Raw genomic sequence first — 24,298 nt, forward strand, 5'->3', positions numbered from 1 at the left:
TGCGCTTCAGGGTAAAGACGACTACGCCCGGCGCTTTTTTCACCGCATCGCAAAAATTTTCAGGAAATTTTAACGGCCTAGAAAAGCGCAAGCACCCTGAGATAGGGGGAGATGTGGTGCACCCTGCCGCCATAAGGCTGGACCAGCGCCTCGAGGGCCCGATCGGGATCGGAGAGATCGTAGAGGCCGGTGACGCGCCGATTGGCGAGATCGCCGCTCGGGATGCTGATCCACGCGGCATGATAGCGCTGCAGTTCCTCGGCGACCGAGGCGACGGTCACGTCGTTGACGAACAGCCGCCCGTTTCGCCAGGCCGCCATGTCTTCCGGCGCCAATCTTGCTCGCGACACCCGGCCATCGGTGTGGCTGACGGTCATGGAATCGCCGGGAGAAAGCTCGAAGGCGCGCGCCGCGCCGTCGATCGTGAGGCCGACCACGCCGCGAACCAGTTCCACCGTCGTATCTTCGGGCTTGATATGGACATCGAACGCGGTGCCGAGCACGGTGACCTTCACGCCGGCTGCGGTGACGGTAAAGGGCCGCGCCGGATCGTGCTTGACGTCGAAGAAGGCTTCGCCGGAAAGCAGCGTCACATGCCGTGCGCCGTTGGCAAAATCCGCATCAATCGCGCTTTCGGCGCCGAGTTCGACTGCGCTGCCGTCCTCGAGCGTGATCTTGCGCAGCTCGGCCGCTGCGGTCCTGAAATCTGCCCGGTAGCGAATGAAGAGGGAGGGGCCGGCCAATGCCAGCACAAGACAGGCCGCCAGCGCCAGCGCCGCGCCCGCACTCCAGACGCGCCGTCGGTGGTGAGCGGCAAGCATTTTCGCTTGGCCTGCCGGCCGCCAGAGGTCTTCGTGGATGGGCGTCGTCTCGCCCATCAGCTCCCAGGTCTTGCAGGCTTTCGTCCAGGCATCGCGATTTGCAGGCGACCGGTTGAACCAGAAGCTGAAATCGCGCTCGTCGGCGGCTGTACGATGTGGTTCGCGCAGGCGCAGGAACCAGTCCATCGCCTCCTCCAGAATGCTCTCGTCCGTTTTGTCGTGCCCTGCCAAGTCTCAACCTGCTTCGGATGTCTTGCGATCTCTATCCGAAATTCCCCTTCTTGCGTAGGAACGATTGGCTGGTCCGGATTTTTCGCATGTGTGGAGATATTCAGGCGTTTTTCCTGTCGAGCGCGGTGGCGATCTTGACCATGGCGGTCCGCACGTGGCGATGGGCGGTGGCGACGGAGATGCCCAGGTGGTCGGCTACGCCTTCGAGCGTATGGCCACCGAACCGGTACATTTCCACAGCAATCCGGATCTCGCTTGGAAGCGCATCGAGTGCCGCGGCCGCCACACGCACCTCGTCGCCGAACATCACCGTCTGTTCCGGATTGTCGGCGGCTTGTGGAATGGTCCAGAAGGGCGGGTCTTCGGCATGGCCACGATACTCGATCTTGCGGCGCTTCAGGACGTCGAAGGAGAGATTGCGGACGATGCGATAGAGATAGGCAAGTCCCTGGCGCGCTGATTCGCCGGGCGTCTTCCCCGGCGCGAAACGCAGGTAGGCCTCCTGCACGATATCCTCGGCCGCCTCTCGGGAACCTAGGATTCGAGCGGCATAGTCGACCAGCGCCGAGCGGTGGGCGAGATAGAGGCTGTGACGACTTTCAGCTTCCAAGGTCATGGGGTCAGAGTATCTGAGCTCGTCTAATATGCTGACCCAGCGCTCGCCACGAGATGCAACGGATGGGTCGATGATATGAATGACATGGTTGGACTCCCTATCATGCGACGCATATCTACCATCAAAAACTTGAATGCAATAGTCATATTATGATGACGGCAGCAAAGGGCGGGTTGCCTTTGCCGCCGTCATCAGTCCCTCGGCCCCGCCGCGACACGTTGGGAGAAGCGAGGCGGGGAGAGATATGCATGTTTCAGCCCTATCCGGCCGCTCTTCTAAGTCTCGGGGCGGTGAGCGGTAGATTTTGGTCGCACCAATCGGAAAAGACCTCGCCAAGCCTGTCCTTCAGTTTGCGTTCCAGCCGGTCGGCCTCGTCAAGGCGTGCGAAGACTGCACCGGCCTGGTTCCTGTCGCCGGTCTGGCCGAGTTTCATGCAGGCGTAATGCAGGTTTTTCAGCGATTGGACGAGCGCTTCGATCTCCTCGCACCAGGTTTCGAATTCAGCGGATGGCAGTTTCAGGGCGCGCCAGAAGAAAGCGAAACCGTGCTCATAAGCATATTTGCGGATGGTGATCACCGGCAGTTCGCGAACCGCCGATGCCAGGTTCGCCAGCTGCAGTCCATTGCGGCCCTCGATATGGGCCGTGACGATGTCGCGCACGGCATCGGACAACGGATTGCGGTCAGCAACGAAGCAGGCCTCGAAATAATCCCTGAGATCTTCCGGCGCCGGATTGCGTGCCTGTGCGTTGTCGAAGACATAACCGCCACCCACCGTCGGCTGCATGATCGCATGGATCACCTTTTCCCGCTCGATCTCGCCTTCCCATCGGTAATCGGGATCGTGCACGAACCATTTGTCCGGGTCGGCGGTCTTCTGCAGCATCAGGTAGTGCGGGAAGGGGTTCTGGTTGAATTTGTTCTCGCGCTCGGGAAGGTGGAACATGTCGAGCATGACCATGACCGAGCCGGTCTCCGGGCGGCTGTCGACGAGGTCGAAAAGCGTGGCGAGGTTGTCGCTCTTCGATTTCGCCGGGTCGTACCACTCCCGGACCTGGACCTGGTAGAGCCGCCGGAACCAGTCGCGGAAGAAGTCCTGGGTAATCTCCGGCGAATGATAGAGGAGCTGAAAGCTTTCGCTGACGGTGAACCGCGCATCCCAGACCCCGAAATAGAAGGGCCGCTGGTCGAGCCCCTGCCGTTTCAGGCCGTCGCAGACGCAGCTGACAAAGCAATGCACCTTGATGTCGTAATAGGCCTCGCCGTGGACCCCCTCATCTGCGGTCCCGCCCGTCATCGGGAATGACGGAATGATGGCCTTCGGCACATAGAGCGCCACGAGGTCCGCAACCGTGTCGAGTTCCTGCCGCGCGATCGCCTCTTCCGGCATGGCAAGGCCGTATTCCAGCTCGAGATTGAGGAAGATCTGCAGGATCAGAACGGAATCGAGATAAAGATCCTCGTTGAGGCGGGCTTCCGGTGCGAAGCCACGCATATGCGGATGGGCCATGTGCTCGGAAAGCACGGCCCGGACGGCTTCGAGAATATCTTCACGGGTCATGAGGCAACTCCTGCTTCGGGGCCTGCGAACTCGCCGGCCGCATGACGGACAGCGACCTCGCGGCGGCTGATCTTGCCGTTCGCCTGGCGGGGGACTTCTGCGACCTGGATCATTTCCATCGGCAATTGGTGGCTGGCGAGATGGCGGCTGCACCATGCGCGGATATCCTGCGGTGCCATGGGCTGGTTGGCGCTGTAGAGCAGGGCCACGCGTTCACCGGCAAAACGGTCGCTCCTGCGGAAGGCGACGGCGTCGGTAACGCCGGGCATCGCCATCACCGCGTCCTCCACGTCACCGGGATAGACGTTGAGCCCCGACACGTTGATCATGTCGTCCATGCGCGACACGAAGACCAGCATGCCGTCTGTGCGGCGGTAGCCGAGGTCGCGGGTGTGGATTGCCGCGCCGCCATCGCTCCGGACGACGATCTCGCCGGTATCGTCGGAGCCCGTTCCGGTCTCGGCCGTCAGATGCGGCAGGACGAAACCCATGTCGCCTGCGGCTCGCATGTCAGGGTTGATGGCGATGCAGCCGGATTCCGAGCAGCCATATTGCTGGAAGAGATGCTCGCTCCTTGCGCGGATCTGCACGAACCACGGATCGGGAAGCAGTGTGCCGGAGGTCATCGCCGCATGAAGCTTTTCCCCCTCGGGCAAAAGCCGCGAGAGCGTATGGAGGATCGCCGGGGAGGAATAGAGGAGCGGCCGCCCGGTTTCGCGCAGCACTTTCAGGAGATATTTCGGATTGGCGGTCTCGACGATGACGGGGACCTGGCCGCGCTTGAGGGCCACGAGAATCCCGCAGATCAGCCCGTAGGAATGGGTGGTCGGGCAGGCGATCACCGGCGTCATGCCTTCGGGTTCGCGGAAGGTCGCGACATAGCTTTCGACCTCCCGGTCGATTTCGGCCCACGGCCGGGCGATGCATTTTGCTGCCCCGGTCGTTCCCGAACTCATGTGCAGCAGCCGACCCGGCTTTGGCGCCTCTTGCTTCGCGTCGAGCACTTCGGCCGTCAGGCTGTTGTAGAAAAGCCGGTCGCAATTGGCCGTGATCGCCAGTTTTCGGGCAGCGGCGTAGGGCGTGCCGGGATGGATCGGCAGCACGCTGGCGCCCGCCTTGCGGATGGCGAAGAACAGGGACAGCCATTGGGTCGTCTCGCTGAAGCAGACCGCGTAGCGTCCGCTGTCGTTTTCAGCAAGGCCGATCTGCGCGGCGATGCGTCGCGATGTTTCATCGAAATAGGTGTGATCGTAGAGCCGTCCATCGATCTGGATCATGGCTTTCTCCTTCGTTCAGACGTCCTGGCAGCCAAGGCATTCGGCACCTCGTGGTGATATTCCGGCTTCAGCGCGAGGAGCTTTCGGGTGATCAGGGATTCGGTGAGGATGAGCGCGCGGTCATGTCCCAGCAGCGATTGCCGGTGCTGCATGTCCTGCTCTTGCGCATAGGACGTGAGCAGGCTTTCGACCCGCTGCCAAAAGCGGAATTCCGGAAGTCCGTAACAGACGTCGAGAAGATGCGAGATCTCCGCCAGGTTGAACACGAACAGCGTGTCCATCACGAGTTCCCGCAGGGAATCGAGATTGTCCGTCCAGTAATACTGATCCGGTTCCGCATGGCGGTAGAGCGGGTTCAGCGCAGCGAAATCCGGAGCTCTCTTCGGCTCGTGCAGGAAATCGGGCGCAAATTCCACGCTCTCGTGGAAATCGCGCAGGATAAGCCGCACCGGCCAGCCGTCCCGGTGGACGAGCAGCATATTCTGGCCGTGGGCTTCAACGGCGATCCCATGGGCGACAAGGAGGTGCCAGACAGGCAGGACGGTGACCTCCAGCAGCCGGTTCATCCATGGCATGAGGCCGAAACGCTCGATCCACTCATCCGCAAAGGGCCTTCCGTCCGCTTCGATCATCATCAGGGCGTTGAAAGGGATGATCGCCTCGCCGGGTGACAGCGTCGCCTCGGCGTTTTCCCGCCAGATCGCACCCAGCTGGCCGGCCAATGGACCTCCGGCATCGGCGATGACCCCGGCATATTCCTGCAGGATGGTGAGGGGAAATTCCCGGCCAAACAACGGATCGTCGCGGACGATGCCGGCGATCCAGGCAGACAGCACCGGCGCCGTGCAGACCGAATGCGGCTCCAGCGTCCTGCGCGACGAGGTGTTGACGATGTTGAGCGGCAGCTTGATGCTTGCCGCGAGCGGCCGGTCGATATTGAACAAGGACCGGACCGATTGGCTCGCCACGTAGCGATCACCCGCGGGGCCGAGAGAATGCGCCTCTCCCGCGGCGATCCACCCCGTTCGCATGGTTTCGCCAACGTCTTTCCATTGCCACGGATGGAGAGGCACCAGCCCGAAATCTCCGGCCGGCAAGCCGAGCTGTTTCCGCCTCGCCTCCAACGCTGTCCACGTCTCGTCGCCGAGTTCGGTGCGCCAGAAGGCGTCGCTGCTGCCCGGAAGCGCCTGAGCGAGATGTTTTTGCGCGACGAGCAGCCAGACGAGCTGGAATGGCTGCCCGGCTTCCGGTCCGTAGGCGGCATGATCGGCAAACGAAAATCCGGTTCGGGCTCTGTAACAGGGATGGTACGGATGCCCTTCATCGACGGCACCTTCCAGTTCGACGAAGGAAAGGGCACGGCGGTTCTTCAGGGGCAGGTTCTGATGGTTCCATTCGGAAAAGGCGATCGTCTGCTCCAGCTCGCCGAGCAGCTTGCCGCGTGCGATCCCGGTGCCGGGCAATGACGGGATGATCGCGCCGAGCGAGGCGCTTTCCCAATGGCCATCCACGGCCCGTATCTCCACCGAACCCTTCGCGATCCGGGCGCGTCCGAACGGGCCGATCGTGCCGCGGCACCGGAATTCCCGACCACTGAGCATCCACTGAAATTGCGGCGCACCGCCACAGGCGCTTTCGCGCACCTCTATGACGCCCTCGAACAGCAGTGCCGCCACGAGCTGGCGGATGACGCGGTCGCGAGGTTCTGCCGCGGCTTCAAGAGGCAATGGCATGGCCGGTCCTCGGTGCCGCAAGCGCGATCGGAACCCTCAGCGGGTTCGGGATGGGCCGATAAAGGGAATGCACGCCGCTCGACTGCAGTTCGTCGACATCGAAAAGGCGGGTCGTGAGATTGGCCTTCGACGTGATCGTCGGCAGATCGAGAACATGCCTTGCAAAATCCCGGCCGGCGCCGGACATCGTTTCGGCGCAGTGTTCCAGATGCGCCCGCAGGGCAAATAGAAGGACACCCTCGTCGCAAAGTCCGTCATGGCCCATCCGGCTGATGACGGAAAAGACCTGGTTGACGATCAGGTAATAGGCGAACCGGTCACGGATTTCGGCATCCGCGAAATAGAGCGAAGCGATCGTTTCCGTTTCCGGCGCGTGCCCGGCAAGCAGGCTGCGATAACGCTCCGAAAGATAAAAGCCCTGGTTGTCGCGATAGTAGCTGGCGGCCGGATAACCCATGCCGATATCGAGGAGGGTGTTCTGCTGGTGGGCTTCGAGCGCCACCCCGTAATCGTCGTAGAGTCGGATCAATGGCTTCACGGCACAGCCGAGATAACGCCGGAACCATGCAAGCGCGGTGTTTGAAATGCCGTCGCCGCCCCTGGCTGCGAGCTTGCGGATGGTCCGCGCCAGTCTCGACAGATCGCCTGGAAGCGGGTCGGCGGTGAGGGCGGCGACCGTCACGACGCCCTGTGCCCTCGCGCCCTTGAATGGATTTTCGCGCAGGATGATTTCGAAACCGCTCTCCTCGCGACCCGGTATATCGAGGGTGATGTAGGCGGGATCCTGGATGATGCGGAAATTTTTTGAACGCTCGGCAAAGCCGAGGCCCTCTATCAGTTTTGCCATCGCTACCCCGGCTTCAAGCTCCGGCCGGCGATTGATGCGCACGGAATTGGTGATGCGCACGGGAAGCGAGAACTTCAGCATCCAATCGGAATGGGGGCTGTAGACGGTGCGTACCGACGACGTCGCGGTGAACAGAGATCCCGCGGGACCGAGATGACGCAGGCGGCCGTCGCGCTGCAGCGTCTGGATGCCCGGATCGAGAAGCAGCGCTTCGGCCTGTAGCGGGTGCATAGGTAGGAGGCATTCGTCCGGTTCGATGCCGAGATCGGCTCCGGATGCGCCGAGCTCCGCGCGGATGATTTCGTGCGCCTGCATCGTTCGCGCTGAAGCCTCGCGGACATGTTCTGTCCGGGCGGCAAAATACTGCAGCTGGAATTGTCCGCGCAGTTCCGGGGCGTATCGCTCCTGCTGCCAGAATGTCATGCCCTGCCGGCTTTTTGGCGTCGGATGCTGCCAGTGGCCGAAGACGAGCGATTGTTCCGCCTCGATGAAATGTCCCTCGTCCGGCGGCGCGGGCGAGGCCTTTTCGAGGTAGAGCGTCATCTGCTGGTAGCTGTCGAGAACACGCACCAGCAGCTCCAGTTCAAAGCTGCGCAGGGCCTCGGTCCGGTCCTCCTCCATTTGCCGGTAGGCTTCCTGGAGGAGGAGATGCAGCGCCGACATCGGCTCGACCGCCCGCCAGGACATGTCGGACGCGGCGCGCGTCCACAATCTGCCGAAATGCTGCGGTCCGCAGACGGACGCGGAGAGGATCTCCGCACGCAAGAGGATCTGCTGCTGCGTCAGCGGCCATTCGATGGCATCGACCGGTCCGCTCATGCTGCGGTGGACAATCCGGCTGCCGGAACTGACCTCCCGCAGATAGCAGTTCGCAAAACTCTGGAATGTCGCCGCTTCCGCGGTCTGTCTTGACGATTGCATATGTCTCCATCCCCATTGCGCAAGCCGACGACCACGCAATGGCTTTCCAGTCAGCGTCAGGCGGTCGGAGCCGACAGCCTGTGCCGGTTTTCAGCCAGGCCTCCTCCGACAGTGATCTGGCTGCTGGGAGTGTTTTTTCTGGATTTCCGGCTGCAGCGCCGGGGCAGGGGACCGTCTGACGTTTGGCCCTGCAGGAAGAGCAGGAACCGAACGCCCCGCATTGCTGCGATGCGACGGGCTCGTTGCGGTCTGCGATGCCTGAAGCTGTGATCTCATGGCGGCGAACCCGTCCCTGTCATCCGTTTTTGCACGCCTTGCTCTTGCTCTGCAGGCGCTCGGCAACAAGGACGATCTGTCCGCTCCTTTTTTTCATCGCTTTCAGAATTTTTGATCCGCGCCGGCAGGTTCTGCTTTGATGATTATCCTGTGGGCGACAAAATCGCGGGTCTTGCCTTACCAAAGGCCAAGGCCTGTGGTTGAATTCGCAAGGGAGGAAACAATGAAGATCACCAAGCTTGAAACTGTGCGCGTTGCAGAGCGTGCGAACCTGTTGTGGGTACTGGTCCACACCGACGAGGGAATTACCGGCCTCGGCGAAACCTTTTTCGGGGCAGAGACCGTGGAAAGCTATATCCACGAATACGTGGCTCCGCGGGTCATCGGCCGCGACCCGCTGCAGATCGACCTCCTGGCGCAGGAACTGGTCGGTTATATCGGTTTTCGTTCCTCAGGCGCGGAAGTTCGGGGCAATTCGGCGTTCGATATCGCCCTTTGGGACATTTTCGGAAAGGTCACGGACCAGCCGATCGCCCAGCTGCTCGGAGGCTTCAGCCGCAGGGAAATCCGCACCTACAATACCTGCGCCGGTACCGAATATATCAAGAAGACGACGGGCCAGGCGACCGCCAACTACGGTCTGACCGGTGGCACCACCTATGACGATCTGAACGGCTTTCTGCATCGCGCCGACGAACTGGCCGAATCGCTGCTCGAAGAGGGCATCACCGCGATGAAGATCTGGCCGTTCGACGCGGCCGCGGAAAAAACCAAAGGCCAGTATATCTCGATGCCGGACCTGAAACTTGCGCTTCAGCCTTTCGAAAAGATCCGCAAGACCGTCGGCGACAGGATGGATATCATGGTCGAGTTCCACTCCATGTGGCAACTCCTGCCGGCCATGCAGATCGCCAAGGCCCTGACACCGTACCAGACCTTCTGGCATGAAGACCCGATCAAGATGGACAGCCTGTCGAGCCTGAAGCGTTATGCGGAAGTGTCGCCGGCGCCGATCTCAGCCTCCGAGACGCTTGCAACCCGCTGGGGTTTTCGCGATTATCTCGAAACCGGCGTTGCCGGCATCGTCATGCTCGACATTTCCTGGTGCGGCGGCCTTTCGGAGGCACGCAAGATCGCGTCCATGGCGGAAGCCTGGCATCTGCCGGTCGCGCCGCACGACTGCACCGGCCCCGTGGTCCTCTGCGCCTCGACGCATCTGTCTCTCAACGCGCCGAACGCCCTGGTGCAGGAAAGCGTGCGCGCGTTCTATAAGACGTGGTACCGGGACCTGGTGACGGCGCTGCCGGAGGTGAGAAACGGCATGATCACCGTGCCGCCAGGCGCCGGCCTTGGCATGGAGCTCAACCCCGAGCTTGATCGAGCCTTCACCGTCAGCCGACGGACGTCCGACGTCTCCATTCTCTAAGGTGCAATTGAAATGACTATATCCTCGGCGACCGTGCTCAAGACCGCGAGCATGACCGGCCCGATGCTGATGCTTCTCGGCATGCTGATGTTTGCCCTCAACGACGCCATGGGCAAGTGGCTCGTTGTAAACTATGGGCTCGGTCAGGTTGTCCTGATCCGCAGCCTGGCAGCACTGATCATCCTGGTGCCGATGGTCTGGAAGGCAGGTCTTGGCAATCTGCTGACCGTCGAAAGGCCCGGCATGCAGTTCTTCCGCGTGGCGTTTTCGACGGCTGAAGTGTTCTGCTTCTATTATGCGGTCATGTACCTGCCGCTCGCCGACGTCATGACCTACTGGCTGGCGGCGCCAATCTATGTTGCGGCCTGCTCGCCCTTCCTGCTCGGTGAAAAGGTCGGCTGGCGGCGCTGGACGGCAATCGCCGTCGGTTTCGTCGGCGTCATCATCACGCTCGAGCCTTCGAGCGCCATGTTCAGCATGCCGGCCGTCATTTCGATCGTCGGCAGCGCCGCCTTTGCCTTCATGCTGATTTCCGGACGCTTCCTGCGCGGCACGCCGGATAGTGCGCTGGTCTTTTTCCAGGTCGTGGGAGCCGGTATCGCCGGCCTTGCCTTCGCGCCCATGGACTGGTCACCGATTGCATCGAGCCGCGATCTTCTTCTGCTCGGGCTGCTCGGTATCGTCGCAATGGCCGCGCATATGCTGGTCAACCGCGCCCTGAAGATTTCCGATGCCGCGACCGTGGCGCCGCTTCAATATACGCTGCTGCTCTGGGCGGTGATCTTCGGCTGGATGTTTTTTGGCGACGTCCCACGGTTCGGCATGATGGTCGGGGCGGCACTGATCGTCGCTTCCGGCCTCTTCATCTTCATCCGAGAGCAGATGCTCAAGAAGCGCCAGAGCGTGCTTCCGGCTGTTCCGGAATGAAGTAACCCGCGGCGCTTTGAGGCACCGCGGGTTTCATTCGTCAGACGGGCTACAGCCGGGATACGGGCGCGTTCCGTTACTTGCGGACTTCCTTGAGCTCGGCGACGATGGCGTCGACCACCTCGGCGCCAATTGCAGCCTTGTGCTTCTCATAGACGACCGCGGACTTTTCGCGGATGCGCTGCTGCTCTTGCGGCGAAAGCGTGTTGACCTGCAGGCCGGCCGCCTTGATCTTCTCAAGCGACTTCTTGTTGAGGTCGCCGATCACCTGGCGTTCCACATCCCTGCCGACGACCGCGCAGGCGCGAAGGGCAGCCTGCTCGTCCGGGGCATAGGTGTTGAAGATTGCCTTGGAGAACAAGAAGAGGAACGGCGTGTAGGCGTGGTTGGTCTCGGTGACGTATTTCTGGACTTCGAAGAACTTCGAGGTATCGATCGTCACATAGGGATTTTCCTGTGCGTCGATCGCCTTGGTTTCGAGCGCCGAGAAGACCTCGCCGAAGGCCATCGGGGTGGCGTTGGCACCGAGGTTCTGGAAGGTGTCGAGGAAGATGTTGTTCTGCATGACGCGAACCTTCATCCCCGAGAAATCTTCCCATTTGGTGACCGGGCGAACCGAGTTTGACAGGTTACGGAAGCCGTTTTCCCAGTAGGCGAGATTGACAAGGCCGGCGGCATCCAGCTTCTGGTTCATCATGTCGCCGAACTTGCCGTCGAGCACCTTGTAGGCTTCCTGCGCATTGCCGAACAGGAAGGGCAGATCGAAGACGCCGAGTGCCGGGACGATGCCGACCAGAGGCGACGACGACGTCACCACGGCTTCCTGGACGCCGGAGCGCAGGGCCTGGGTGGCCTGCAGGTCGCCGCCGAGCGCACCGCCCCAGAAGGCTGTCAGCTTCATCTTGCCGCCGGACTTCTCGTCCAGGCACTTCTGCATGGCGGCGATGCCGTTGCCGACCGGATGGTCGGCATTGATGCCGTTCGAAACGCGGATGTTGCGCGCCTTGAATTCGGCGAAGGCCGGTGCGGCCGATGCGCAAGCGATGGCAAGTGTGGTGGTAGCCAGTAGCAGTTTTCTCATATTATCCTCCCATGGATGAGCTTGAGACAGGTTTAATGGAGCCAGCGTGCAGGCACGAGCACGAGGTCTGGAAACAGGACCAGCAGAAACAGCACAATCGTCTCAGCAATCAGGAACGGCCAGACCCCGGCCGTGACCTTGCCAAGCGGAATGCGTGCTACGCCGCTGACCACGTTCAATACTACGCCGACCGGCGGAGTGATGAGGCCGATGGAATTGTTCATGATGAAGAGCACGCCGAAATAGACCGGGTCGATGCCAGCCTGCTTGACGATCGGCATGAGGACCGGTGTCAGGATCAGGATGGTCGGCGTCAGGTCGAGCGCAGTGCCAACGACGAGCACCAGGATCATGATGGCGAACATCAGCAGCATCGGACGGTCGATCAGCGGCTCGATGTAACCGACGATCTCGGCCGGGATGTTGGCCGCGGTGATCAGCCACGAGGACACCAGCGCCGCCGCGACCAGGAACATGATGACCGAGGTGGTCTTGGCGGCCTGCAGGATGACGTGCGGCAGGTGGCTTGGCTTCAGCTCCCGATAGATCACCATGCCGACGAAGAGCGCGTAGGCGGCGGCGACGACGGCGGCCTCGGTCGGCGTCATGATGCCGGCCTTGATGCCGCCGAGGATGATCACCGGCATGCCGAGCGCCCAGGCGGCACGGCCGGTGACGCGCAGGCGTTCGCTCGTCGACGCCTTCGGCAGCGGCTGGACATTGTCCTTCCGCACGACGATGAGCCAGGCGATGATCAGTGACAGGCCCATCAGGATGCCGGGAAAAATGCCGGCAAGGAAAAGCTGGGTGATCGAGACGTTGCCGGCGACGCCGAAGACGATGAAGGCCATGGACGGCGGAATGATCGGCGCGATAATGCCGCCCGCCGCTATAAGGCCGCCGGAACGGGGAACGTTGTATCCAGCCTTCGCCATCATCGGGATAAGGATGGCGGCAAGGGCTGCCGTATCGGCAGCGGCCGAGCCCGAAATACTGGCCATGATGACGGCTGCCATGATCGCGACAATGCCGAGGCCGCCGCGGATATGGCCGACGCAGGCAATGGCAAAATCGATGATCCGGCGCGACAGGCCGCCCGAGTTCATCAGCTCGCCTGCGAGGATGAAGAACGGAATGGCGAGCAGGGTGAAGGTATCGACACCTGCGATCATGTTCTGGGCGATGATCTGGGTGTTGAACATGTCCATGTACCACATGAGCACGACGCCGCAGAACATCAGCGAGAACGCGACGGGCACCCCGATCGCCATGGCTCCGAGAAGCGATACGATGAATACGATAAGTGTCATCAGGTACGCTCCGCCATCTGCTCGATCGTCAGGTTTTCACCGGCAAAGATGCTGATCTCCTCCGCCGTTGCCCGGCCGGTGACATAGCGGAACAGCCGCTCCAGCGCGATCAGCGACAAGCCGGCGCCGGTAAACAGGCCGATGCCGTAGACCCAGATCATAGAAATGCCGGTCACCGGCGCGCTCATGCTGGCGTTGATCTCGAATTGCTGCCAAGTCCCCCAGAAAAAGATCATCGAGCAAGCGAGGATGACGAGGTTAGAAAGGATCATGCAGACCAGCCGACCCTTGCGGCCGAAAAGCGCCACGACGCTTTCGACGCCGAGGTGACCATGTTCGCGAAATGCGACGACTGCGCCGACGAAGCTCAGCCAGACGAAGAAGTAGCGGGAAAGTTCTTCAGAGACGGACATGCCGGAATTGAAGGCGTAGCGAAGAACCACATTGGCAAACACCATGATCGCCATTGCTGAAAGCAGCAGGATCAATAGGACTTCCAATGCCTTAAAAAAAAGATCGATTGCCTTTTGCATGTTCCCCTCCGAATTCTTACAAGAGCCCGCGCCGTGCGAAGGTCTTCGTCACCGTCGACAACGTCAAATTCCGCTCCGGGCGTTTGCCCGATGCTCCGCTTCATCGACCAGCGGCTCAAGCGGCAGACTGGACGCCACGATGTGGTTTCCGATTTGGTATGCGATCAGACTCTCCTCCATCGCAAAGATCTCTCCCACGCTCCCTCAATTGTCAGGATGTCTGACAACCTCCACCTGCGGTATCTCTAAAGACAGTTTTACTCGCTGTCCAGCGGCCCTTGACCGCTTTCGGGAAATCCCCTGGATCGATCTAACGAGGCGGCTGGCTGGAAGCTTAGTAAACTTTCAACTGAAGGTCGAGACGGCTTGCCGCACCGTGAAGGTGATGGCGCATTGCCTCCCGGGCGCGGATGGGATCGCGGCTCGCAAGCGCATCACGGATTGCGACATGTTCCGCGATCGTCACTTCGACGATCTCAGTCAACACGGCTGCCTCCCTGGCCGTATTGATGGCCAGATGAATTCGCTCCGCGATAAAACCGAGGAATAGCAGGAAGTATTCGTTATGCGTGGACGCCGCGATCTGGCGATGGAAGGCGAGGTCGGCGAGGACGCCTTTCTCGGTCCATTTTTCTCCGCCCGTCATCTGTTCAAGCGCTTCGTCGAGTTTCACTAGGTCTTCGGCGGTGTGATTGGCGGCTGCGAGACCGGCCGCCTCGATCTCGAGGGGCAGCCGGAGCTGAAACAGGCTTTGAAAACTCGCGTGGTCGGAAAGATTGCCCTGTTCGATGCGAATCGACTGCCTGTGCTCAAAATCGGTGGCGAACGCTCCAACGCCTTGCCGGGTCTCGACCAGGCCCTCATTGCGAAGCTGCGCGATCGCTTCGCGCACGACCGATCGGCTGACGCCAAAGGTCTTCGCCAGAATGTGTTCCGTCGGCAGCTTTTCGCCGGGCGCAATCCGGCCGTCACTGATCTCGCGCCCGATCTGCGACGCGATCCGTGCGGGCAGATGCTCGTTTCGTCTGATCTGGCTGAAGTCCATTACCACGGCGCCGCCCCTCCCTTGTGACGCTCTTCTACGACTTCCCGGTAAAATTTAACTGGCAGCCCGGGTTCATCACCATGTCAGGATCGATGGCATTCTTGATGGCCGTCAGCAAGCGGCGTTTGGTTTCCGGAAGGCGTGCATCGAAATCTGCCCGCTTGAGGCGGCCGATGCCGTGCTCGGCGCTGAGGCTTCCCTGGAAGCGGTCAAGCACCTGGTTCAGGATGGCCTTGGACTGATAGATTCTTTCGAGCCGCTGCTCATGGGGCAGTTCCACGGATGGCAGAACGTTGAGATGGACATTCCCATCGCCGACATGACCGTAGGAGACGCAAACGCAGTCGGGCAGCGCGTCGTGGATCGCCTTTTCGGCCTCGGCGACAAAGGCGGGCACTTTGGAGAGCGGAACCGAAACGTCGCTGCGCATGTGGACACCACGTTTCGCCTGGCCTTCGTTCATCCCTTCGCGGATCAGCCACAGGTTTCGCGCCTGGGCCTGTGATGAGGCGATCGCGCCGTCGAGGACGATTCCGTCTTCCATGACGCCTTCGAGGAACCGCTGCATCAGGTCGCCGATATCGACGAGGCCCGAGCCGGAAACCTCCATGAGAACATAGCAGGGATAGTCGGTGGCCATCGGCATCGGCAGGTCCGGGATGGCTTCCCGGGCGAGCGTGAAGGCAAGGGGTGGCATAAATTCGAAGGCGGACATCAGGTCGCTGCAGTCGCGCCGGGCACGGCGATAGAGGGTGATTGCATCCTCCAGAGAGGCGAGGCCGACAAGGGCGGTCGCCACCTGATCGGGGTTGGGCGTCAGCTTGATCGACACGGCGGTGACGATGCCGAGCGTGCCTTCGGCACCGATGAAGATCTGCTTCAAGTCTATGCCGCGATTGTCCTTCCTGAGTGTCGAGAGGCCGTCGAAGACCGTACCATCCGGCAGCACGACCTCGAGGCCCAGCACCAGTTCGCGTGTCATGCCGTATCGAAGCACGTTGATGCCACCGGCATTGGTGGAGACGTTGCCGCCGATCCGGCAGCTTCCCTGCGCGCCGAGCGCCAGCGGGAAGAACATTCCCTCTGTGGCGATCGCCTCCTTCAGCTCCCACAGGATGCAGCCCGCCTCGACGACGGCCGAGAAATCGTCGACATCGATCTTGCGGATACGGTTCATGCGTTCCAGGCTGAGAACGACTTGACGCTCCGGCGCATCGGGAATGCCGCCCAGCACGAGGCCTGTATTGCCGCCCTGCGGGACAATCATGAGCCCGAACTCTCGGCAGGCTTTGACGCAAGCCACCACGTCATCCGTCGATCGCGGCCTCAGGACGGCGACCGCAGCACTGGTCACGTCGCCGTGCCAATCGCGACAGTATCGCGCCATCGCATCCGTATCGGTCAGGACAAGGTCCTCGCCAAGCATCGATCGCAGGAGGAGGCGATGCTCTCCGGCCGGGTCAGTTTGCAGGCTCGTCATTCTGCGTGGTTCCTTCGGATGATTCGTCCCCTGGATGGATAGTTTCGTTTGCCCCACGCCTTGTCCCGGCGCACAACTATCCTGTTTGCAACGGAAGCATATAAGGTTATCAGACAACCGTACAATATAAATTTGGCGTATCCGGGCAGTCATGTGCTTCGGTCGAAATGGGAGGAAGCATGCATATTCTGATCATAGGCGCGGCCGGGATGGTGGGCCGCAAACTGACGGCGCGTCTCATCGCCGACGGTGGCGTTCTCGGCAAGCCGATCGATAAGCTGACCCTCGTCGACGTCGTGAAGCCCGATCATCCGGAGGGGTTTTCCGGATCCGTGGTGACGAGCGACGCCGACCTCTCGATGCCGGGCGAGGCCGAGAAGCTCATCGGGTCCCGCCCCGACGTAATTTTTCATCTTGCCGCGATCGTCTCGGCGGAGGCGGAGCTCGATTTCGAAAAGGGCTACCGGGTCAATCTGGATGGCACCCGCTACCTGTTCGATGCGATTCGCCTCGCAAACGGCGAGGATGGCTACAAGCCGCGGGTCATCTTTACGTCATCCATCGCTGTTGCGGGTGCTCCCCTGCCGTTCCCCATTCCCGATGATTTCCATCTGACGCCGCTTACCAGCTATGGCACCCAGAAGGCCATTTCGGAGCTTCTCCTCTCGGACTACACCCGCCGGGGTTTCTTCGACGGCATCGGCATCCGGCTACCGACCGTGTGCATCAGGCCCGGCAAGCCCAACAAGGCTGCATCCGGCTTCTTCTCGAACATTCTGCGGGAGCCGCTGATCGGGCAGGAGGCGATCCTGCCGGTATCGGATGACGTGCGTCACTGGCATACGTCGCCTCGCTCGGCTGTCGGATACCTCGTCCATGCGGCGAATATGGATCTCGAGCGGGTCGGCCAGCACCGCAATCTTTCCATGCCGGGCGTCAGCGCAACCGTCGGCGAGCAGATCGATGCGCTTCGCCGCGTGGCCGGCGAAAGGGCAGTACATCTCATTCGTCGCGTCCCGGACGAGATGATCATGAGAATGGTTGCAGGCTGGGCACCTGGTTTCGAGGCAAAACGCGCGACCGCCCTCGGCTTTACCGCGGAGAGAAATTTCGACGAGATCATCCGCGTCCATATCGAGGATGAGCTTGGAGGCCGCCTGTGATGGGAAATCCGCGAGTGGACTAAGGGGCTTGCCTCAAAAACGAACGGCGGTCCTCGCTCAGATGTCGGAATCCCTCGGAGCGAGGCCGCGTCATTTATATGTGGCGTTTGAACTTTAGCGATTTATTTCATTCTTGCCGCGTATCCTCCATCCGTAGATTTTTCCCAGGCAGATTGGCAGTGCTTGAGGGGGCTATGCTTGGTGCGGAAGTGATGACCCTGCTGGAATCCTGTCCGCTTGCCGCGCTCATTGTGAACGCAGCGGGCTTCGTCACCTTTGCGAATGCCGAGGCAAGAGCGCTCTTTGGCGCAACCGACACTTTGCATGGCACAGCCATAACCGATCTCCTGCCCGGGTGGCCGCTGGACAATCCCGAGGGTTCGCCGGTTCTCTTGAGCAGCAGGGCAGGGGAAGCTCGGACCTGCAATATCAGAGTTTCGCCATGTCCCGGCTCGGATGAGCCGCTCACCATGATCTGGATCGATGCCGGCGGCCAGGAGAAATCGGCGGGGCTCGCCGCACGGGAAGCCAATCTTCGTCTGCGATATGTCATCGAGATGTTGCCGCAAGCGGTCTGTGTCTTCGACGCCAAGGACCGTTACGTCCTATGGAACCAGAAATACGCCGATCTCTATGCCGATATCGCCGAATACCTGACGCCCGGAATTCCGTTCGAGGAGATCTTGAAGATCAGCCTTGCAGGCGGCAGCATCCAGGAAGTGGTGCCGGACCAGGACGTCTGGCTCAGCGAGCGCATGGCGAAGTTTCGACAGCCCGTTTCCCAGGAGGAGCGGCAAATGAACGACGGGCGATGGTTGCGCTATGACGATCGCCGCACGCCGGATGGCGGCGCCATCGGGATGCGCATCGACATCAGCAGCCTCAAGCAACGGGAGGAGTGGCTTCGGCAACTGTTCGACGCCAACCCGATGCCGATGCTGCTCTGCGACGGGGACAGCCTTGCGATCCTTGAAGCCAATCACGCGGCGCTTCAGTTCTATGGCTACGATAGATCGGTCCTTCTTGCCAAAGTCGTTTTCGACATGCACGCCGAAGGCCAGGGTGAAGAGTTCGCCGCGAGGCTCCGCAATCTCGACGGCAACTGCGAAGCGCGCACCGTCTGGCGCCAGCGAACGGCGGAGGGCCGGGAACACCATGTCCTCATTTATGTCCGGTTGCTCTACGACGGCGGCGATCGACGGCTCCTGCTGACGATCGCGGATGTCAGCGACCGGGTGCTGGCGGAAGCGGAGGCCAACAGGTTGGCGCATCATGATATTCTGACCGGCCTGCCGAACCGTATGCAGTTCTACAAAGCGCTCGATGAAGCATTCAAGACTGAAGCGACCGAGGGCGCCGTCATCGTCTACTGCCTCGATCTCGACGGATTCAAGCCGGTCAATGACACGTTCGGCCATGCCGCCGGCGACGAGGTCCTGCAGCTTGCCGGTGAGCGATTGCGTTCGGCGGCAGGCGGACATCTGGTGGCCCGCCTCGGCGGCGATGAATTCGCAATCCTCGTGAAAACCGAAGACCAGGCGGATATCGGCCTTGCCGATCGGTGCATATCGGCCTTGAACGCACCCTTCCGGATCAAGGGATTGTCGATCAGCATCGGGGTCAGCATAGGCGTAGCCGCTGCAAGCGTTGCCGCCGGCGATCGGGAAACGCTTGTCCAGGCAGCGGATCGTGCGCTTTATCGGGCAAAGTCGGCCGGCCGCAACACCTGGCGGATGGCCGAAGACGAGATTATGCCCTTGGCTGTCACGGTTGGCTGAGGCCACAGGCAGACCCGCATCATCGCTTGGCACCTGGTCTTGAGAACGCGGCGGCTCCGGCGGGTTTAAACGTCATTCTCAGGATTGGCTGCCGTGGGACATCTCATGTTCGTAAAGCTGTTCCATGCTCAAGGATGCAACCTCGGCAAAGGGCGTCTGATTGCGGACGCGGCCGGCACCGAGAATGACGACCTCGTCGCAGAAGGAAATGGTGCTGTGGTGATGGCTGACGACGATTGTGGTGCGGCGCCCGGCTCTTAATTTCAACGTCTCCACGATCGATGCCTCGGACAGGCCGTCCATGGCATTGGTGGCCTCGTCCAGGATCAGGATTTCCGGATCGCGGACCAGAGCTCTTGCCAGTGCGATCCGCTGTCGTTGACCGGCCGACAGGCTCGCTCCCCGGTAGCCGACGACAGTTTCATATCCGTCAGGCAGCTTCTCGATGAATTCATGCGCTTCGGCAAGCCTCGCTGCGCTTTCCGCCGCGGGGAGGGACGTATCGTGGCCGTAGACAATGTTCTCGAAAATGGTGCCATCCACCAGTTCAAGATCCTGGCTGGCAAGCGCGATCTGTCGGCGCCATGCAGCAGGATCGATTTGATCGAGTGGAATGCCGTCGACAAGAATATTGCCCTGATCCGGCTCCACAAACCGGCATAGGAGATTGACGATCGTGCTCTTGCCGGCGCCCGACCGCCCGACAATTGCGGTCGAGCGGCCCTGGCGAATGTCGAAGCTTACCGAACGCAGGACCACGGGCCGCGTGCTGGAGCCCGGATACCTGAAGGTCACCTGGTCGAACTTGATCTGCTGGCGGAGCCCCTGGATCGGGTGGCTACCCTGGGGCGCCGCTGGTTTGTCGGAGGAATCCAGTAGCCATCCGACCTCTTCCAGCGACCCGCTCCATCCCTGGATCTGGCTCCAGGCCATCTGCAGCGCGCGGACATGCGGTTGCAGCCGATAAAGCAGGACGACGAAAGCGACGATGACCGGGAACCCGACCCCGACCTGCCATGCGCTGACAACCACGCCCAGAAAGAGGGCGGAATGCAGCACTTCGGTTAGTGGCGGGAGAGCTGCCTGGCGGCTGTTAAGAACGAAGCCAGCCTTCCGCACCGCATTTGAAGCCGCGTCGAAGATCGTTCTTTCACGCAGTTCCTGTCCGAATGCGCGGATCAGGCGCCCGGCGTGAACGAGGTGAAGCATTCTCGCGGCAAGTTCACTGTTGAACGACGTGACGTTGCGGCTCGGGCCCTTCAGGCCTGCCGACAGCAAGGCATGGATAGCCTGGATCAGGACAAGCCCAAGCGTGACGCACAGCGACATCTGCCACGAAAGAAGCAGCAGAAATGCGAGCAGGATAACGGCCGCCGATGCATTCACGATCGCGGCAAGGATGGTCTGGACCGCGTCCGAAGCCCGCCAGGACTCGTTGGAGACGATGTTCAGCAGCCGCCCCGGGCTTTGCTGCAGGAAGAACGGGTAGCCGATCGTCAAAAGCTGGTCGGCGAGACGGTGCCGGATCGAATGACCGGCCTTGCCATAAATGAAATTGGCAAGCACCGCGTTGGCAAAGGCCAGCACGTTCTTGACGGTGATCAATCCGAGAATGGCGGCCGCGATGACGATTAGCCGCGTCTGGTCGTCCAATCCGGTTCCCACCCGTTGAAAAACGGCGGAAAGGCCGGCCATTCCCGAAACATCGTTCTCACCGGCAATGATGCTGAGCATCGGGATGACAAGACCGATGCCGGTGCCTTCGAGCACGGCGCTGCTCAGTCCCAGGACAACCACGACAGCCAACAGGCCGGTGTTTTTCCCCAGAGCCTCGCGCAGGAGGTGAGAACTCGATGTGAGGAAATCTAGCATGGCGGCGTTCCCCGTTGCGGGCGGGGCAGACGGCTGGTCGTGTCGGTATCCGCCTGTCTTGGCCACCGGACGGCGAGCAAGGCAAATTTGGCTGCTCCGACCAGGTTCATGGCCACGATCGTCAGGTGGGACAGGGAAATCTCCGGATCGAAACGGTAGCCGCCGAACAGTTCCCGCCAGGCCGATCGGGTCGTCCAGCAGAAATGGCGAAGCAGCCAGGGGGCCTTGAAGGCATGCTTGACGCAAAGGCCGCCGTTTCCAAAGCTGTAATCCCGGTGAAGCCGTTCGATGGCATCGCGTGTGGTTCGCCCGTGAAAATGCTGGACCGTCATGTCGGGAACATATTCGATTGGAATGCCGAGCTGATGGGCACGAACGAGGTAATCCGTATCTTCTGCGGACCGCAGCGGGCCGCCGGCCCCGAACCGCTCGTCAAAGCGCCCGATGCGGGCTGCCGCTTCTCGGTGCATGGTCATGTTGCAGCCGAGCACGAACCCGCCGGGATGAACATCCGGCGTGAAGCGGGCCCGGAATCGCGACCGCTTGATTGTGAAAGGAAGATCGTGCGGGCTGCCGAGATCAACGCGGCCACCCCGGACAATACACCGTTCACCGGCCGAATAATGGCGGTTCAGATCCTGGAGGTACGAGCTCTCGACGACGCAGTCATCGTCGATAAAGATCAGCAGCCGGCCTCGCGCCCGCTCCATTCCCGTGTTGCGCGCGGCAGCCAGGCCAGGCCGCAGCTCCACCATCCACCTGACGGGAACAGCGGATTTCGCCGCGATGCGGGATAAACGCGCGGCTGTATCGTCGGTGGATCCATTGTCGACCACCACCAGCTCGCAGCTTAGGGAACAGGCTTTGCAGGCGGCTTCGATCGAGCTGATACATGCCTCGAGCGCGGCCGCCCTGTTGCGGGTGCAGACGATAAAGCTTGCGTCAACAGGGTGATGCGCGTCGGGGGACGAGGCGGGGCTGGCGCGTATGGGTTGCTCGTGCTCCCTGGACATCAGGCGAGCCCTCGAAGCGGTAACACCGTTTTGGCCGGCACCGATTGATAATACCGTGCCAACCCATCGAGCCTCCGGATCGCCTCTTCCGACATGCGGCTCAACCAGGGTGCAGCGACGGCGGCTCGAAGGCCGTAGCGTTCCCGCCGCCGGATGACATCCCATTTTCCCGTTCGCATGAGAAATGCGTGGGTCAACTCCGGACGCTGCTCGTCAGCAATGAATTGGTAGAGAAAATAGAAGAAGCACAGGGCTCCTTCTGCGTAGCTGCTGGCGCTCGTACCCACCTGCTCGGCGACCTTTCCTTCGATCGCGAGCATGCAATCGGCGGCTAGCCGCACCGTATCCGGCGTAACGGCTGCGCCGATAGCAAGAAGAGCATCGGGATCGTCGTTGAGAGCCTGCCGTTCGAGGTTCTCGGCGACGATCTTCAGGTGGGTTCGGCGCATTTGCCGCCTGTGCTTGTTGGTAACGCTGTCGCTGTGGATACGATAGGCGATCAGGCTCTCATCGATCATCGCCGCCGGAAACTCACGGGTAATGCGCCTGAAGAGATCGAAATCCTCCGCGTGGACATAGCTTGCGTCATAAACCAGCATATCCTCGGGAATGATGTTGCGATTGTACATCACCGTCGAATGCAGGAAGATCGTGAAGAACAGCGACAATATGTGCCAATCCCCCGACTGATAAATGGGATTTGGCGTGCTGCGCACGACGCGGCTGCCGAGAAGCCGATCGACTTCCGTTCCGCAGATCGCAAGCTGAGGCTGCTGCTCAAAGAGCGCGATTTGACGGGAAAAGCGGGTTGGATAGGAGATATCGTCCGCGTCCATTCGGGCGATCAGGTCACCTCTAGCCAGGGCTATGCCCTCGTTCAAGCTCGCGATCAGTCCGCGGTTCTCGCGCGAGACGATGCGAACGCGATCGTCAAGCTTCTGATATCGGTGCAGAATATCCAGCGAGAGATCGTTCGAGCCGTCATCGATGGCGACGATCTCAAGGCGCCTGTAGTCCTGCCGCAGGATGCTCTCGACCGCGGCAGCGAGATAAGCTTCGCCGTTGTAGACGGGCAATACGACGGAGATCAGCGGGGAGGACATCGTTCGACTCGCAATGGCGTGGCAAATCGGAGTTCCTGCATTTGCGCAGCCTCCGAAATGGCTGTGGCAGACGGCGCGTCACACGTCGGGTCAAGCTTTCTTGGCGGGACGTACGGGAAATAGCGCTTGAGCTGGTTGAGTGGTTTTTCGAAGGCCAGCCACGAGATCGCGGCCAACGCCAACGTACCCGTGGTTCCTAAGATGAGGCGTCCGAAACCCTGTTCCGAGACGTTGAACGGAATCCACGGCTGTGCGCTTACGACGAAAGAGAGGACGATCGGATGGAACAGATACACCCCGTAGCTGACACGTCCGATAGCGGTGATCGGGGGCAATTCCAATAGAGGGCCGGGAGCTCCCCGCAGACCCGACGAACAGTATCCGACCAGGGCGGTGAGCGGGATAAGAGGAAGAACCTCCAAGCCGATCCAATTCATCCAGGCGAGCGTCGGTGACAGGGGGAGCGGTTTCAGCCACATCAAAATGGCTGTTGCAACAAGCAAGGGTGCCGAACTTAGCCGCATCCAGTGCGGCAATGTCTGAGATCGCGTGCGATGGAGCGCAAGGAGCGCGCCCGCCACCAGCGCGTCCATCGACGCCGGAGGAAGAAGATCCCGCGCGAGCGAAGGGGTCCCCGTGAACGGCCAATAGAATCGATAGGCAAGCGAGCATGCGATGAGAGCGATGCAGATCGGCTCAAGCCAGCGGCGCGAGGCGAGCAGGATGACGAGCGGCCACACGATATAGAACTGCTCTTCGATGCTCAGGCTCCAGGTGTGACAAAGCACCCAGGGCGTCCATTCATCGCGAAGGGCGTACCAGAAATTCGAGAGGTAAAGGGCGTGCCATTTGATGCTACCGCGGGCCTGCTCGAGGTTGACCAGCCAGACGAAGCTGAGCACCGCAAAGTACGGTGGGAATATGCGGAGCGCCCGGCGAATATAGAACGATCTTATCGCGGTGCCTGGTTCGTACTGGGTGGCAGAGCGCGCTTCCAGCAAAAGCCGGGTTATCAGGAAACCGCTGAGAACGAAGAACAGGCGAACGCCGATATGGCCCCAGTGCGACCCATCGGCCGCGAAAAAATGCGCGTACAGAACCATCGAGACGGCAAGGGTTCTAAGGCCATCCAATTGTCGGTCGCGTGCATGAAGCATGGAGCCCCCCAGTTGCGCAGAACTTGTGATAACTCCCGCCTCGCTCGAATTTTGCCGCCGTGCTTTTGTTTGGAACCCCAAGGAACTGTTTTGGCAGCCCGAAAAGTTCAGGTGGAATCCGACCAAA

Annotated in this window: 19 protein-coding genes; 4 read left to right on the forward strand and 15 right to left on the reverse strand. The window is 61.0% G+C overall.

Annotated elements, in window-relative coordinates; translation table 11 throughout:
• Positions 1-77: 77 nt before the first annotated feature.
• The 6 genes from C5J24_RS19595 to C5J24_RS19620 form a co-directional block, all read right to left on the reverse strand.
• Positions 78-1,052 (reverse strand): FecR family protein, encoded by a 975-nt coding sequence (locus C5J24_RS19595; protein WP_172724061.1) that lies wholly within the window; start codon positions 1,050-1,052, stop codon positions 78-80.
• A gap of 100 nt (positions 1,053-1,152) precedes the next feature.
• Entirely contained in the window at positions 1,153-1,668 is a 516-nt protein-coding gene (locus C5J24_RS19600; RefSeq protein ID WP_046634306.1) for a sigma-70 family RNA polymerase sigma factor, read from the reverse strand.
• 259 nt (positions 1,669-1,927) lie between these two features.
• Entirely contained in the window at positions 1,928-3,229 is a 1,302-nt protein-coding gene (locus C5J24_RS19605) for a DUF6005 family protein (RefSeq protein ID WP_105403266.1), read from the reverse strand.
• Positions 3,226-4,506: an AMP-binding protein gene (locus C5J24_RS19610; RefSeq protein ID WP_105403267.1), complete on the reverse strand. Its 1,281-nt coding sequence runs from the start codon at positions 4,504-4,506 to the stop codon at positions 3,226-3,228. Before C5J24_RS19610 ends, C5J24_RS19605 begins: the two co-directional genes overlap by 4 nt.
• Positions 4,503-6,239, reverse strand: coding sequence for an IucA/IucC family siderophore biosynthesis protein (locus C5J24_RS19615; protein WP_105403268.1), 1,737 nt, complete (start codon positions 6,237-6,239; stop codon positions 4,503-4,505). The genes C5J24_RS19610 and C5J24_RS19615 overlap by 4 nt, the downstream gene beginning before the upstream one ends.
• Positions 6,223-8,007, reverse strand: a complete 1,785-nt coding sequence (locus tag C5J24_RS19620; protein ID WP_105420236.1) for an IucA/IucC family siderophore biosynthesis protein — start codon at positions 8,005-8,007, stop codon at positions 6,223-6,225. The genes C5J24_RS19615 and C5J24_RS19620 overlap by 17 nt, the downstream gene beginning before the upstream one ends.
• Before the next feature lie 499 nt (positions 8,008-8,506).
• Here C5J24_RS19620 and C5J24_RS19625 point away from each other — a divergent pair, with 499 nt between their 5' ends.
• Positions 8,507-9,709 carry a mandelate racemase/muconate lactonizing enzyme family protein gene (locus C5J24_RS19625; protein WP_105420238.1) on the forward strand — a complete coding sequence of 401 codons (1,203 nt, stop codon included), beginning with the start codon at positions 8,507-8,509 and terminating at the stop codon, positions 9,707-9,709.
• Between the two features lie 12 nt (positions 9,710-9,721).
• Positions 9,722-10,636 carry a DMT family transporter gene (locus C5J24_RS19630; RefSeq protein ID WP_245437442.1) on the forward strand — a complete coding sequence of 305 codons (915 nt, stop codon included), beginning with the start codon at positions 9,722-9,724 and terminating at the stop codon, positions 10,634-10,636.
• A 76-nt stretch (positions 10,637-10,712) separates the two neighbouring features.
• On the opposite strand, the gene C5J24_RS19635 is transcribed toward C5J24_RS19630, so the two are convergent.
• The 5 genes from C5J24_RS19635 to C5J24_RS19655 form a co-directional block, all read right to left on the reverse strand.
• Positions 10,713-11,717: a TRAP transporter substrate-binding protein gene (locus C5J24_RS19635; RefSeq protein ID WP_105420240.1), complete on the reverse strand. Its 1,005-nt coding sequence runs from the start codon at positions 11,715-11,717 to the stop codon at positions 10,713-10,715.
• Between the two features lie 32 nt (positions 11,718-11,749).
• Entirely contained in the window at positions 11,750-13,027 is a 1,278-nt protein-coding gene (locus tag C5J24_RS19640; RefSeq protein WP_105420242.1) for a TRAP transporter large permease, read from the reverse strand.
• Positions 13,027-13,560: a TRAP transporter small permease gene (locus C5J24_RS19645; RefSeq protein WP_046666103.1), complete on the reverse strand. Its 534-nt coding sequence runs from the start codon at positions 13,558-13,560 to the stop codon at positions 13,027-13,029. Before C5J24_RS19645 ends, C5J24_RS19640 begins: the two co-directional genes overlap by 1 nt.
• Before the next feature lie 334 nt (positions 13,561-13,894).
• A complete protein-coding gene (locus tag C5J24_RS19650; RefSeq protein ID WP_105420244.1) occupies positions 13,895-14,605 on the reverse strand; it encodes a FadR/GntR family transcriptional regulator in 711 nt (236 codons plus the stop codon).
• Positions 14,606-14,639: 34 nt separating this feature from the next.
• On the reverse strand, positions 14,640-16,085 hold the full coding sequence (locus C5J24_RS19655; protein WP_105420246.1) for an FAD-binding oxidoreductase: 1,446 nt from the start codon (positions 16,083-16,085) through the stop codon (positions 14,640-14,642).
• Positions 16,086-16,264: 179 nt separating this feature from the next.
• On the opposite strand from C5J24_RS19655, the gene denD reads away from it, so the two are divergent.
• Positions 16,265-17,248, forward strand: a complete 984-nt coding sequence (gene denD / locus C5J24_RS19660; RefSeq protein ID WP_105403275.1) for a D-erythronate dehydrogenase — start codon at positions 16,265-16,267, stop codon at positions 17,246-17,248.
• Positions 17,249-17,442: 194 nt separating this feature from the next.
• Positions 17,443-19,026, forward strand: a complete 1,584-nt coding sequence (locus tag C5J24_RS19665; RefSeq protein ID WP_105403276.1) for a diguanylate cyclase domain-containing protein — start codon at positions 17,443-17,445, stop codon at positions 19,024-19,026.
• A gap of 78 nt (positions 19,027-19,104) precedes the next feature.
• On the opposite strand, the gene C5J24_RS19670 is transcribed toward C5J24_RS19665, so the two are convergent.
• Genes C5J24_RS19670 through C5J24_RS19685 form a run of 4 tightly spaced genes read right to left on the reverse strand, consistent with a single transcriptional unit; the run spans position 19,105 to position 24,171 of the window.
• Positions 19,105-20,898 (reverse strand): ABC transporter ATP-binding protein, encoded by a 1,794-nt coding sequence (locus C5J24_RS19670; RefSeq protein ID WP_105403277.1) that lies wholly within the window; start codon positions 20,896-20,898, stop codon positions 19,105-19,107.
• The gene (locus C5J24_RS19675; RefSeq protein ID WP_105403278.1) at positions 20,892-21,911 is read right to left on the reverse strand and encodes a glycosyltransferase family 2 protein; all 1,020 of its coding nucleotides are present in this window, start codon (positions 21,909-21,911) and stop codon (positions 20,892-20,894) included. Before C5J24_RS19675 ends, C5J24_RS19670 begins: the two co-directional genes overlap by 7 nt.
• On the reverse strand, positions 21,911-23,014 hold the full coding sequence (locus C5J24_RS19680; RefSeq protein WP_105403279.1) for a glycosyltransferase family 2 protein: 1,104 nt from the start codon (positions 23,012-23,014) through the stop codon (positions 21,911-21,913). Before C5J24_RS19680 ends, C5J24_RS19675 begins: the two co-directional genes overlap by 1 nt.
• Positions 22,999-24,171 (reverse strand): acyltransferase, encoded by a 1,173-nt coding sequence (locus tag C5J24_RS19685; RefSeq protein ID WP_105403377.1) that lies wholly within the window; start codon positions 24,169-24,171, stop codon positions 22,999-23,001. Before C5J24_RS19685 ends, C5J24_RS19680 begins: the two co-directional genes overlap by 16 nt.
• Positions 24,172-24,298 lie beyond the last annotated feature (127 nt).

Origin of the sequence: Neorhizobium sp. T25_27, assembly GCF_002968565.1 — a bacterium.
GTDB lineage: Bacteria > Pseudomonadota > Alphaproteobacteria > Rhizobiales > Rhizobiaceae > Neorhizobium > Neorhizobium tomejilense.